General features: G+C 71.3%; 10 protein-coding genes, 1 tRNA gene and 1 pseudogene. 6 read left to right on the forward strand and 6 right to left on the reverse strand.

The annotated features are described in order from the left end of the window. Nucleotides 1-29 precede the first annotated feature (29 nt). From K7C20_RS25190 to K7C20_RS25205, 4 genes and pseudogenes are all read right to left on the reverse strand, one after another. Nucleotides 30-812, reverse strand: a complete 783-nt coding sequence (locus K7C20_RS25190) for an ABC transporter ATP-binding protein (protein ID WP_053210102.1) — start codon at nt 810-812, stop codon at nt 30-32. Between the two features lie 213 nt (nt 813-1,025). Further along, nucleotides 1,026-1,511 (reverse strand): HD domain-containing protein, encoded by a 486-nt coding sequence (locus tag K7C20_RS25195; RefSeq protein WP_245171703.1) that lies wholly within the window; start codon nt 1,509-1,511, stop codon nt 1,026-1,028. A 41-nt stretch (nt 1,512-1,552) separates the two neighbouring features. Next, nucleotides 1,553-3,007, reverse strand: a complete 1,455-nt coding sequence (locus tag K7C20_RS25200) for a penicillin-binding transpeptidase domain-containing protein (protein ID WP_053210103.1) — start codon at nt 3,005-3,007, stop codon at nt 1,553-1,555. Between the two features lie 344 nt (nt 3,008-3,351). Next, nucleotides 3,352-4,698 (reverse strand): annotated as a pseudogene (locus tag K7C20_RS25205) (FtsW/RodA/SpoVE family cell cycle protein); the annotation flags it as partial. 293 nt (nt 4,699-4,991) lie between these two features. On the opposite strand from K7C20_RS25205, the gene K7C20_RS25210 reads away from it, so the two are divergent. After that, on the forward strand, nt 4,992-5,504 hold the full coding sequence (locus tag K7C20_RS25210; RefSeq protein ID WP_030081209.1) for a DUF6624 domain-containing protein: 513 nt from the start codon (nt 4,992-4,994) through the stop codon (nt 5,502-5,504). Between the two features lie 205 nt (nt 5,505-5,709). Here the strand turns inward: K7C20_RS25210 and K7C20_RS25215 are convergent, their stop codons facing one another. Further along, the gene (locus tag K7C20_RS25215) at nt 5,710-6,072 is read right to left on the reverse strand and encodes a hypothetical protein (protein ID WP_030081211.1); all 363 of its coding nucleotides are present in this window, start codon (nt 6,070-6,072) and stop codon (nt 5,710-5,712) included. Between the two features lie 801 nt (nt 6,073-6,873). Here K7C20_RS25215 and K7C20_RS25220 point away from each other — a divergent pair. The 3 genes from K7C20_RS25220 to K7C20_RS38415 all read left to right on the forward strand — a co-directional run bounded on the left by K7C20_RS25220 (nt 6,874) and on the right by K7C20_RS38415 (nt 9,996). Then, entirely contained in the window at nt 6,874-8,160 is a 1,287-nt protein-coding gene (locus tag K7C20_RS25220; RefSeq protein ID WP_030081213.1) for a cytochrome P450, read from the forward strand. Nucleotides 8,161-8,317: 157 nt separating this feature from the next. Continuing rightward, entirely contained in the window at nt 8,318-8,794 is a 477-nt protein-coding gene (locus tag K7C20_RS38410) for a DEAD/DEAH box helicase family protein (RefSeq protein ID WP_030081215.1), read from the forward strand. Between the two features lie 278 nt (nt 8,795-9,072). Further along, nucleotides 9,073-9,996 carry a phospholipase D-like domain-containing protein gene (locus K7C20_RS38415; protein WP_053210105.1) on the forward strand — a complete coding sequence of 308 codons (924 nt, stop codon included), beginning with the start codon at nt 9,073-9,075 and terminating at the stop codon, nt 9,994-9,996. Between the two features lie 171 nt (nt 9,997-10,167). Here the strand turns inward: K7C20_RS38415 and K7C20_RS25230 are convergent. Continuing rightward, nucleotides 10,168-10,239: transfer RNA gene (locus K7C20_RS25230), tRNA-Arg, on the reverse strand. Between the two features lie 231 nt (nt 10,240-10,470). Here K7C20_RS25230 and K7C20_RS25235 point away from each other — a divergent pair. Next, entirely contained in the window at nt 10,471-10,983 is a 513-nt protein-coding gene (locus tag K7C20_RS25235; RefSeq protein WP_048829412.1) for a response regulator, read from the forward strand. Nucleotides 10,984-11,134: 151 nt separating this feature from the next. Further along, nucleotides 11,135-12,409 carry an ArgS-related anticodon-binding protein NrtL gene (nrtL, locus tag K7C20_RS25240; protein WP_030081226.1) on the forward strand — a complete coding sequence of 425 codons (1,275 nt, stop codon included), beginning with the start codon at nt 11,135-11,137 and terminating at the stop codon, nt 12,407-12,409. Nucleotides 12,410-12,423 lie beyond the last annotated feature (14 nt).

The raw sequence follows: 12,423 nt of genomic DNA on the forward strand, positions 1-12,423 counted from the left end.
CTACCGCCTACCGGACCGGCCCCTGTGAGCTACCGCCTACCGGACCGGGCCAGCCACCGTCCCTCGTGCCGGGACACCTCGATCGGACGGCCGAAGCAGGCGGTCATCCGCTCTCCGGTGAGCACCTCGTCCACCGGGCCGCGCGCCTGCACCCGGCCGTCGCGCAGCAGCAGGGCGTGGCCGATGGACGGGGACAGCTCCTCCAGATGGTGGGTGACCGTCACGGTCGCCAACTCGGGGCGGTCCAGGGCCAGCCGGTGCAGCGCATCGATCAGATCCTCGCGGGAGGGCAGATCGAGCGCGTTGAACGGCTCGTCGAGCAGCAGCAGCCGGGGGTCGGCCATCAGCGCGCGGGCGATCAGGATCCTGGCCCGCTGGCCGCCGGAACACACCCCGAACGGCCGCTCCGCCAGCTCCTTGCAGTCCAGCTCGGCGAGCAGCTCATGGGCCCGCTCACGGGTCGCCTCGTCGTACTTGCGCCACAGCGGCTGCACGGTGCCGGTCGCGCCGGTCAGGACGACCGTGTGGCCCGTCGCGTCCTGCGGCACCTTCTGCGCGCCGGAGACCAGACCGATGACGGCACGCAGTTCGCGGACGTCCACCGATCCCAGCCGGTGGCCGAGCACCTCGACGGTGCCGACGGTGGGGAACATCAGCGCCCCGATGAGGCGCAGGATGGTGGTCTTGCCCGCGCCGTTCGCACCGAGCAGCGCCCAGTGCTCACCGGACCGTACGCTCCAGTCGACGGCGTCGAGGATGACCTGGCCGGTGGTGTACCGGCGGATGCCGACGCCCTCCAGGGCGGCGATCACGCCGGTTGCGCCGGGGGCCGGCTGCGGTGCGGTCCGCGCGCGCGAGGGCGCGGACGGCGAGGGCTCCCAGGGCTGCGAAGGCTGCGTAGGGCTCATCGCCGCAGAGTAGCTGTGTACGACACCTTTCTGCGGAGGTGTCCGATGTGCGGACCCCGGGGGCGGGGCGGGGCGGGGGCGGTGCAGGGGCGCCGACGGCCCGGGGCCCGGCGGCCGTTAGGGCGCGGACAGTCCCAACAGTGCCCGCACCCGCGCGTACTTCGCGGTCAGCCGCTCCCGCGTCGGCGCATCCAGTACGGCCAGCCGCTCCGGATCGGCGTTGTGCGCGAGATCGGACTCCTTGACCAGCAGCGCCCCGGGCGTGGCCAGAATGCGCGCCGTGTACTCCTCGACCGGTTCGTCCGCCCGCTTGGTGACCGCCAGGATCATCGCCTTGGCCGCCTCGCTCAGCGCCGCACCCGCCAGCCACTCCTGGCTCAGCGCCCCGTCCTCGACCGCGTCGTGCAGCCAGGCCGCGGCGATCTGCTCGTCGCTGCCGCCTCGCTCGCGTACCCCCGCCGCGACCGCGGCCAGATGCTCGGCATACGGGCGGCCCGCCTTGTCGGTCTGCCCCGAGTGCGCACGCCGGGCCAGCGCCTCCACCTCGGCCAGGGACAACAACGGGGGCGGAGCAGGTTCCATGGACGGGATCGCATCAGCCATACGGCCATTGTGACCCCGGGGCCGGGCACCCGGCGAAGGGGTCAGCCCAGCGCCGCCGCCATCACCGCCCGCGCGATCGGCGCCGCACTCCCGCCACCGCTGATGTCCGCACGGTCGGCCGCCGCGTCCTCGACCACCACGGCCACCGCCACAGCCGGCTCATAGCTGTCCTTCTCCCTCGCCCAGGAGATGAACCAGGCATACGGCGTGCCCTCGTTGTGCACCCCGTGCTGCGCGGTGCCCGTCTTGCCGCCGACCGTGACGCCCTTGATCGCGGCGCGCCGCCCGCTGCCGTGCTCGACGACGTCGACCATCATCTCCTGGAGCCGCTGGGCCGTACCCGGGCCGGTCACCTCGCGCGTGGGGCGGTGCGGGCCGCCCGCGAGCATGACACCCCGGGCATCGGTCTCCTTGTCCACGAGTGACGGCGCGGTCAGCCGGCCCTCGTTGGCGACCACCGCCGCGACCATCGCCATCTGGAGCGGCGTGGCGGCGGTGTCGTACTGCCCGATGGCGGACAGCGCGACCTGTGAGACGTCCATCCGGGTATCGAAGTTGCTCGGCGCGACGGGCGAGGGGATGCCCAGCCGACGGTCGTTGAAGCCGAACCTCCGGGCCGTATCGGCCATGCCGCGCAGCCCGATCTCGGCGCCCAGCCGCGCGAAGACGGTGTTGCACGAGGCCCGGAAGGCGTCCTTGAGCGGCGCGTCCTCGCAGCCCTTCGCGGCATTGCCGAGCCGGGTGTCGGTGCCGGGCAGGAGGTAGGGGTCGGGAGAGTCCGTGGGGGCCTCGATATCCGTGACCTCGCCGCTCTCCAGCGCGGCCGCCGCGGTGACGACCTTGAAGGTGGAGCCCGGTGGATAGGTCTGCCGCAGGGCCCGGTTGAGCATCGGCTGCCGCTCGGCGCCGTTCAGCCGGTGCCAGGCCTCGCTGACCGCGGCGCCGTTGCCGGACAGCTCACCCGGGTCGTACGAGGGCGTACTGACCAGTGCCAGGACCCGCCCCGTACGCGGCTCGATCGCGGCCACCGCGCCCTTCTTGTCCCCCAGCCCGTCGAACGCGGCGCGCTGCATCCGGGGGTTGATGGTGGTGTGGACGCTGCCGCCCCGCCGGTGGGCGCGGGTCAGCCGGTCCCACCAGGGGAAGGTGGCGAGCCGGTCGTCGGCGCCGGAGAGGATGCCGTCCTCGGCGCTCTCCAGCAGGGAGGTCCCGTAGGTCTGCGAGGAGTAGCCGGTGACCGGCGCATACAGCGGACCCTCGGTGTACGTGCGCTCGTAGCGCAGCCGTCCCCCGCTGTCCCGCGAGCCGGTGACCGGCCGGCCTGCCACGAGCACGGCGCCGCGCGGCTGCGCGTAACGGACGATCGGCCCCCGGCGGTTGGCCGGGCTGGCGCCGTAGTCCTCCGCCTCGAAGACCTGCACCCGGGCGGCGTTGACCAGCAGCGCCAGAAGGAGAAGGAAGGAGAAGGCGGCGGTCAGCCGAATGCAGCGGATCAACGGCCGGCCTCCGGGGAGGGGGCCTCGTCGACGGAGGCCGTCGGCGGAGCCCCCGGGGGGCTGGTCTGCGCCCGGGGCGGCGGGTTCGGTGTCCGGGGCGGCGGGTTCTGTGCCCGTGGCCGGCCCTGCGTATCGGGCGCTTGGGGCGGGGCCGGCTTCATGAAGCCGACCACCCAGCTCCCTGCCCCGAGCCCGGTGCCACGTGCGGGAAGATCCGCCGCACTGCTCCTGCCGTCGCCGGCGGCACCGCCCCCGGCAGCGTGCGCAGGGCTGCCCCCGGTGCCGTGCACCGGGTGGCCAGGACCGGCACTCCCCGCCCTCCCGCTCCCCTCCGTACCGCCGCCCTCCGGCCGTGGCATCCGCGCCCGGTTGCTGATCCGCAGCAGCAGCGCGACGATGATCCAGTTCGTGACGACGGAGGAACCGCCCTGCGCGAGAAACGGCATCGCCATCCCCGTCAGCGGAATCAGCCCCATCACCCCGCCCGCGATCACAAAGACCTGGAGCGCGGGCAGCGCCGCGAGGCCCACGGCCAGCAGGCTGCCGAACGGGTCCTGCAACGCGACCGCGGCACGATAGCCACAGGCCACCAGCAGTGCGTACAGCAGGAAGAGCGCGGTCAGCCCGGCCAGCCCCAGCTCCTCGCCGTAGGTCGCCAGGATGAAGTCGGACTTCATGGCGAAGCCGATCAGATACGAGTGGCCCTGCCCGAGGCCGGTGCCGAACATCCCGCCGGCCGCGAACGCGAAGAGCGACTGGGCGAGCTGACCGGGCCCCTTGCCCGCCGCGATGCCGGCGAACGGATGCTGCCAGTCCTCGACCCGGCTGTGCACATGCGGCTCCAGCGTGCCCACGGCAACCGCCCCGATGCCCGCCAGGACCAGCCCGATCGCGAGCCAGCCGGTCCGCCCGGTGGCCACGTACAGCAGGACGACGAAGATCCCGAAGAAGAGCAGCGAGGTGCCCAGATCGCGTTCGAGCACCAGCACGGCGACGCTGATCAGCCAGATCGCGACGATCGGCCCGAGCACCCGGCCGGTCGGCAGCCGTAGCCGCCACATCCGGCGTCCGGTGTGCGCCAGCGCGGCGCGGTTCGCGGCAAGGTAGCCCGCGAAGAAGACGGTGATCAGAACCTTGGCGAACTCGCCCGGCTGCAGGGAGAAGCCGGCGAAACGGATCCAGATCTTCGCCCCGTTGATGGCGGGGAAGAGAATCGGCGCCGCCATCAGCACCAGCGCGAGGGCCGCACAGACGTAGGCGTACCGCTGGAGCATGCGGTGGTCGCGCAGCAGCACCACCACCGCGGTGAACAGCGCGACGCCGACGGTCGACCACATCAGCTGGGTGGGCGCGGCGTGGTCGGCGGGGGTGTCCTGGTCGAGCCGGAAGATCAGCACCAGCCCGATCCCGTTGAGCAGCACCGCCGTGGGCAGCAGCAGCGGATCGGCGTACGGGGCGCGGAAGCGCACGGCGAGGTGCGCGAGCAGCGCCAGGCCGCCGAGCCCGGCGCCGTAGCGGAACGCGCCACCCGGCAGGGCATGCCATCGGGCCAGCCCCACGACGACATACCCGCAGACGCTGATGAAGACGGCGCCTACGAGGAGGGCCAGTTCGACGCCCCGTCGCTTGGGCAGTGGCGGCAAGGGTGGGGGAGTGTCCGCCGGGCGCGCGGCGGCCGTCGCCCTTGCCATTGCCGTCATGCCTGGCAACGTAGCAAGCGGCAGCCGGTATTTCCGTTATGTCGGATACGACGTTCGGGGCGTCGGGGCGCGTATCCCGTACGTGCAAAACCTGTGAGTACGCCGCCGGCGGCTGCGGGCCGAGTCACCGCGCCGGCCGGGCTGCATGCTGTCGGCATGCGTTTCGGCGTGGATCCGGTATCGCCGCTCACGGCCCCGCCTGTCACCGTTCTTCGGAACGATCTTCATGGCGTCAAGAGCCCCTAGCGTGAGGGGCCCGAACCGGCGCGGACCATGGAGCGAGAGTGACGAACGACAGCGGCACGACGGCATTGGCCGCGGAACTCATCCGCATGGCTCAGGCGGACCAGAAGGCCTCCCCCGGTGCGAACAGCGAGAATCCCGCGGAACAATTGGCCTGGCGCCGCCTCACCGCACAGCACGGCGACCGGCTTCACCAGATCATGGACGAGTACGGCTGGCCGACGGCGGAACTCGTCGGCGAGGACGCCGCACGCGGCGCATGGCTGATCGCGCAGCACGCCGACCGGCAGCTCGATGTGCAGCGGCGTGCCCTCCAGCTCATGGAGCAGGCGGTGGCGGCAGGCTCGGCCGCTCCGCGCGAGCTGGCCTTCCTGCGCGACCGGACGCTGGTCAACGAGGGCCGCAAGCAGATCTATGGCACGCAGATCGCCGGCATCAAGGAGGGTTCTCCCGTCCCCTGGCCCTGTGAAGACCCCGCGCGCATGGACGACATGCGGGTGGAGGTGGGCATCGAGCCCTTCGACGCGTACGTGGCCAAGTTCGTGACGAGCTGAGGTGCGAGGGGTCTTGGCGCGGGGGCCTGAGGGCCGATGACCCGACGACCCATGACGCGATGGCCGATGGCCCGAGGGCCGCTGACCTGAGGGCCGATGACCCGATGACCCCTGACCCGATGACCCCTGACCCGAGGGCCGCTGGCCCGAGGCGCGACGTACGAGCCCCCGTGGCGAGCCTCCGCGGGGGCTCGTACGGCCCGCCTCAGCACCAGCGGGGCTCCTCCCCGTCGTTCACGATGTCGCGCGTCGAGGACCAGACATACGAGGCATCGCCGAGCTTGTACCAGACCGGGTTGCCCTCGATGCTCTCCCCCTTGACCCGGCAGACGATCCCCACCACCGTCCCGTACTCCTCCGAACCGATCGCGCGGTAGTGGGTGCTGGGCCCCGCTCGCAGCACCAGCCCCTCCTCGGCGACGACGCGGCCCTCGTGCGCGGCGAAGGTTTCTCCCTCGCCGTCGTCGGAGGCCAGAGCGGGGCCGGCCGTGACGGTGGCGGCCAGCACACCGGACAGAACACAAAGGGCGAACAAACCGAATTTGCCGGACTTCGACTGCGGAAACATGTGCTTCCTCCTGCGAAGGGGTGAGTCTCAGGGGAATCCCTGCGGGGTGAGGTGCCGGGCGTCACCTGAGGACGGGTCGGGGCCTGCGCCCCGCCGGTGCGGTGCCTGTCGCACCCTTCCCCGGCCCGCGAGTGCGGCTTCCGCAACCGCGCGCCGCTCTCTGGCGCCGCACCGTGCCGCTTGTCTCGCTCCCTTCTCACGCTAGAGAGGCCCCGGAGAGTCCGCAACTCATCACAATGCGTGACGGTGGCGGACGGGGGGCCCGGTGACCCAGGTCAGAGGGAGGTCGCTACGGGGCGCCGGAACCACCCCACCCCAACTCACCCCCCGTAAAGCGGCATTGGCGCGCGGCTCGTCCGTTCGTCTCCCTGTTGGGAACGTCGGACTGCTCATCCGCATCTTCCGTGACGTCAGGGTGGTGCACAGGGAAGTGCGGGGTGATTCGGGGCGATGCGGGGTGACGGGCGCCCGCAGCGACGGCCATGTCCAAGGGGGGAATCAGGGGCGCCCCAGGGGCCACTCAGGGTCGTTGCGGGTTGTTCTGTGAACGCGTCCAATGGCACTTTGTAAACTCGTCCAGACCGAATAGAAGAAGAAGGCCGAGGCCGAGCTCGTCACGCTGATGCGGACGACCGAAGACATCGGTCGATGGCATGGACCTGTGCCATGACCACCGTAAGCGAGGGGCTATGGCGTACGTCACACCCGTGCACGCCGAGTGGAGGTTCCGTGCCGTCCCGGCCGACTTGGGCCGTGGAGCGCGGATGACCGACCCCCTCGACGAAAGGCAGTATTAGTGTCATGACGACTCTCCGTTCCCGGATCATCGCCTGGGCCGGCCGCATGTATCTGGCGAGAACACAGAAGAAAGGCTTCGACCTGTCTCGAATGTCTTTCTTGCCCGAGTCTGTCCTGATGCCGTTGCGGCGCGAGGGGCTCAACCCTGTGGGTGATCTGGCCGCCGTCAGGGAGCGGGAGCCCGTCAGCAAGCTCCCCGTGCCGATAGCCGCCAACGTCTGGCTGGTCACCGGCTACGACGAGGTCAAGGCGGTGCTGGGGAAGGCCAATGCCTTCAGTTCGGACTTCACCAACCTCGTCGGCAAGGCCGGTGCCGGTGCCGAACAGAACCCCGGTGGACTCGGTTTCGCCGACCCGCCCGTTCACACCCGCCTCCGTCGGCTGCTGACCCCCGAATTCACCATGCGGCGTCTCGGGCGGCTCACCCCCCGCATCCACGAGATCGTCGAGGAACGCCTCGACGCCATGGAAAAGGCGGGCAAAGACGGCGACCCGGTCGACATCGTCCACTCCTTCGCCCTCCCCATCCCCTCCCTCGTCATTTGCGAACTCCTCGGCGTCCCCTACGAGGACCGCGCCGACTTCGAACGACTCAGCGCCGCCCGCTTCGACCTTTTCAGTGGTGCAAACGCCTCCTTCGGCGCCATATCCGAATCGCTTTCCTATTTCCGGGACATCGTCAAGAAGCAGCGCGAAAACCCGGGCGACGGCTTGCTCGGCATGATCGTGAAGGAACACGGCGACTCGGTCAGCGACGAAGAACTGGCGGGCCTCGCCGACGGCGTCCTCACCGGCGGTTTCGAAACCACCGCGAGCATGCTGGCCCTCGGCGCCCTGGTCCTCCTCCAGGACCCCAAGCACTTCGCGGCCCTCCAGGACGGTGACGACGCCGTCGACGGCTATGTCGAGGAACTCCTCCGTTACTTGACCGTCGTGCAGGTCGCCTTCCCGCGGTTCGCCCGCGAGGACCTGGAAATCGGCGGCGTCCAGATCGCCTCCGGAGATGTGGTGCTGTGCTCACTGAACGGTGCGGACCGGGACGGCAAACTGGGCCCGGAAATGGAACAGTTCGACCCCACCCGCAACGTCCCCTCCCACCTCGCTTTCGGCTACGGAATCCACCGCTGCGTAGGCGCGGAACTCGCCCGCATGGAACTCCGCGCCGCCTACCCCGCCTTGGCACGCCGCTTCCCGAACATGCGCCTCGCCGCCAAACCGGAGGACCTGGAATTCCGCAAACTCTCGATCGTCTACGGAATCGAATCCCTGCCGGTCCGGCTGGACGACTGACCACAACCCCTGCTCCACGCCCCCTCTGACCGGGCATTTGGCCGATGGGCCGGATGTCCGGTCTTTGGTGTCGGGCCGCTCTCCCGGACCGTGCCGAGAGCCGGCGGGCGATGCCTGCGGGGAGCCCGGCCGGTGATGCGGGCGGACTGCGCCGACCTTGGCGAGAGCGCAGTACGACAAGCTCGCACGCGATGCCCAGGGCGAGATCATCCGGGGTGCCGGCGTGGTGGCCACCACGCCGGCGCGGTTCCGCACCCACAAGGCGGTCTTCGAGGGGGGGTACGACGTCGTCCTCGTCGACCAGGCCGGCGCGGCCACCTTGCCCCAGGTCCTCCTCGCCGTGGGCAAGGCGAGGACCACGGCCGTACTGCTCGGCGCCTTCATGCAGCTCGGCCCCGTACTCCCTGACCTGGACGGCAAGAAGCGGCCCGATGTCGCCCGATGGGTGCTGCGCGAGGTCTTCGAGCACTTCGGCATCGAGTCGCCCGCGGCGGCCGTGAACCACCCGGGCTGTGTCGTGCTGGACGTCCAGCACCGCTCCGGCCCGGACGTCATGGGGCCTGGCGAACACTCTCGCGTACGACGGGGTGCCGAAGCCGGGCCCGGGGGTGCGGCGTCGGGCCGCGCTGCGTGAGCCGGGCGACCCCGAAGTGGTGATCATCGACACCAACGGGCTCCAGAGCCTGGCCCGGCCCACCTCACCGGCCGCCGCAAGGGCTGGTGGCCGGCCGGACCGCTGCTCGCCCGGGCCCTGATCGACCTGCACCGCGAGGAGGGCGAGCCGGCCGGCGTCGTCACGCCGTACCCCGTGCAGGCGGAAGCCACCCTGGAGGCGCTCCGCGACACCGAGGGCAGCGGCGGTCAGTCGCCGAGGTCGGCACCACCCACCGCTTCCAGGGCCGCGAGTTCCCGGTGGTCGTCTTCGGCACCGTGGAGGACGACTACGGCGACGGCCTCTGGATGGCCCAGGCCTCCCGCGGCCCCGAAGCGACCTCGTGGGCCCGCAACGGCGTACGCCTCCTCAACGTCGCCGTCACCCGCGTCCAGACCAGGCTGTACGTACTCGGCAGCCGCAGCCGCAGCCGCAGCCTCGCGGCAGGTGAGGACACCGCCCTGGGCACACTGGCCACGCTCGTCCGCGCCCAGCGCGCCCGCTCGGTCCCCGCCACCCAGCTCATCGCGCCGGGCGGTCACATCGACCCCGGACTCGGCCAGTTCGGCGCCCGCCTGGCCGACGTCCTCTCCCGGCACGTCCAGGTCTCCGACAGCGACGACGAGATCTCCTTCTACGAGACCTTCGCCGCCCGTCTCGCGGAGGCCACGACCTCCCTGTGGATCTGGTCCCCTTGGACGGCGAACCGGCTGACCGGTCTGCTCCCGGTACTCGGCGAGGCCGTCCGACGCGGAGTCCGGGTGACGGTCTTCGTCCGAGACCCCTACGACACGGGCCAGAAGAAGCAGGCCGATCTGGTCAAACGGCTGCGCGCCGTGGTGTCGACCGTCGTCTCCGTCAACGTCATGCACCAGAAGATCGTCGTCATCGACGCGCGCACGGTACTGCTCGGCAGCCTCAACTCCCTTTCCCAGAGCCGCTCGCGCGAGGTCATGCTCACCATCAAGGGCGGCCACTTCGCGCGCAAGATCCTCACGCATGAGCACGCGGAGGACTTCGCACGGCCGCCCAGCTGCGGGGCCTGCCACGGCGACGAGGTGGACCTGCGCCGCCGCGGCAACGGGGCCTGGTACTGGCGCTGCTACAACCGCGCCTGGCCCGGCCGAAGGGGCGACAAGGCGTGGCAGACCGCGGTCCGGTTCAGGCCGGCGGGCCGCCGCTGACGGCGGGCCATGGGGGCCGTGGGGGCCGTGGGGGCCGGCCGAGGCCCCCACGCACTCCTGCGTGAGCAGCGAGGGAGCACAACAAAGAGCCGGACCCAGTGGAACTGGGTCCGGCTCTCGAAGTCTGGCACTTCAGCAGTCCAGCGGATTGATCACGCTGTCTGGCTGGAGTGCCCCCGGCAGGATTCGAACCTGCGCACACGGCTCCGGAGGCCGTTGCTCTATCCCCTGAGCTACGGGGGCGTTGTCGCTGTGTTGTGCGGCGACGGGTAGAACCCTACCAGCTCTGATGGGGTGTTCATGAACAGGTTTCGTGGGAGGTGGGGGAGGGGGCGCGGCGGGCGCGGCCGGGTCTCTAGCGCATGCGAGGGGCGTGGCGGTGAGGGTCGGGGAAAGGTCCCTCACACGGGGGCGGAAGTGGGGAAAACCGGGACGCAGTCACAGGCGGGGCCCTAGTCTCAAGATGTGCCTGGCTTGTCCGGTCGGATCCTCGTTGTCGACGACAACAAGGTGATCCGGCAGTTGATCAGGGTCAATCTCGAGCTGGAGGGCTTCGAGGTCGTGACCGCGGCTGATGGTGCCGAATGTCTGGACGTGGTGCACCAGGTGAGACCTGATGTGGTGACCCTCGATGTGGTGATGCCGCGGCTCAACGGTCTGCACACCGCGGCGCGGTTGCGGTCCGATCCGCGGACGTGGGACATCCCGATCGCCATCGTCAGCGCGTGCACGCAGGGCGAGGTGGACAACGGCGAGTCGGTGGGTGTGGACGCCTTTCTTGCGAAGCCGTTCGAGCCGACGGAGCTGGTGCGGACCGTGGGGATGCTGGTGCGCGAGGGGCGCCAGCGGCAGCGTGGGCCCGAGAGCGGGGCCGAGGAAGAGGACGGGGAGAGCGACGGGGGCGGGGGCGCGGCGGAGCGTGGCGCTCCGCCCGGTGGGGTCGCGACATCCGGTGGGGTCGGCATGGTGGATGCGGGCGGGGAGTAGGCGAGCCCCGCTGTGTGCGGGCACGCCGGAAGCCCGTCGCCCCGATGCCGCGCTCAGGTGAGTCCCGGGCCCGCCCCGGATCCCCGGGCGGAGTGTCCACAGGGCGAAACCGGGTCGCGTGGATGCCCCTGGTCTCCCATACGCTTGTCCTGTGACCCCCGCTGAGCTCTCCCGCACCGTCCTGCGCTCCGTGCGTGGTGCAGTGGAGGAGCAGGAGCTCTCCGTGCCCGTGCCGGCGCGGATCGTGGTGCAGCCGCCGCCGCGGCCCGGGTGTGGGGACTACGCCTCCAATGTCGCGCTGCAACTCGCGGGGCCGGCGGGGCGGCCGGCCCGTGAGGTCGCCGAGATTCTGCGGAAGCGGCTGGTCGGGAGCGCCGGGATCGCCCGCGTCGAGATCGCCGGGCCCGGGTTCTTGAATTTCACGTTGGGGGACGGGGCGCAGATCGCGCTGGTCCGGGATGTGCTGGCGCAGGGGGAGAGCTACGGGGACCGCAGTGCGCGGAGTGCGCGGAGTGGTCGGGGCGTGGGCGGTGGCGGTGTCGCCGGAGGCACCGTGACCGATGCCGATGCCGATGCCGATGCCGATGCCGATGCCGGGCCCGGCTCCGTGACCGGTACTGGGCCCGGCGCCGCGGCCGGCTCCGTAGGAGGGGCCGCTGTCGGCTCCGGCAGCGGTTCCCATGCTTCTGCCACCCCTCCCGGTTCCCGTGTTTCCGTCACCGCGCCCGGTGCCCGTGACGTGGTGGTGGCCGAGGCGCTCGCGCGCATCGAGGCGGCGGCGGGAGTCGCGGCTCATCACGGCATCCGGCCCGGCGCAGGCCCCGCCTCCACCCCGCCCGACCTGGACGCACTCATCGCCCGCCTCGGAGCCGACGAGGCACGCTGGGTGCTGTTGCGGCCGGCCGCGCATGATCCGGTGCGGGTGCCCGAGCGGCCCGTGCAGCGGGAGAGCAATCCGCGGTTCCGGGTGCAGTATGCGTACGCGAGGGCGCGGGCGCTGGTGCGGAACGCGGGTGAGCTGGGGTTTGCGAGCGAGCCGGGGGAGGTGGGGCGTCCGCTCACGGGTGGCGGCTCCTCGTCTTCGCCCGAGGACCGGTCCGCCCCGGCCGTTCAGCCCACGCCGCAGCAACCCACACCCCCCGCCCACTCCCTCCAGACCCTCCAGGCTCTGCAGACCCTTCTCGCCACCTTCCCCTCCGTCGTCGAAGTCGCCGCGCGGCTGCGGGCGCCGGACCGGGTGGTGCGGCATCTGGAGGCGACGGCGGACGCGTTCTTCCGGTGGCATGACCTCTTTCCGCCGTTGCCCGTCGGGGAGCAGAAACCCTTGGCCGTGCACCGCGCCCGGCTGGCCCTCGCCGAGGCCGGCGGGACGGTGCTCGCCAACGGCCTGCGTCTGCTCGGCATCTCCGCTCCCGAACACCTCTGAACGATTTTGAGGGG

Source organism: Streptomyces decoyicus, assembly GCF_019880305.1.
Taxonomy (GTDB): Bacteria; Actinomycetota; Actinomycetes; order Streptomycetales; family Streptomycetaceae; genus Streptomyces; species Streptomyces decoyicus.

What these genes read in the sequence shown, in the direction of transcription:
- K7C20_RS25195 (WP_245171703.1), bottom strand. Translation starts at nt 1,511, where the DNA reads ATGGCTGATGCGATCCCGTCCATGGAACCTGCTCCGCCCCCGTTGTTG.
- K7C20_RS25215 (WP_030081211.1), bottom strand. Translation starts at nt 6,072, where the DNA reads ATGTTTCCGCAGTCGAAGTCCGGCAAATTCGGTTTGTTCGCCCTTTGT.
- K7C20_RS25220 (WP_030081213.1), top strand. Translation starts at nt 6,874, where the DNA reads ATGACGACTCTCCGTTCCCGGATCATCGCCTGGGCCGGCCGCATGTAT.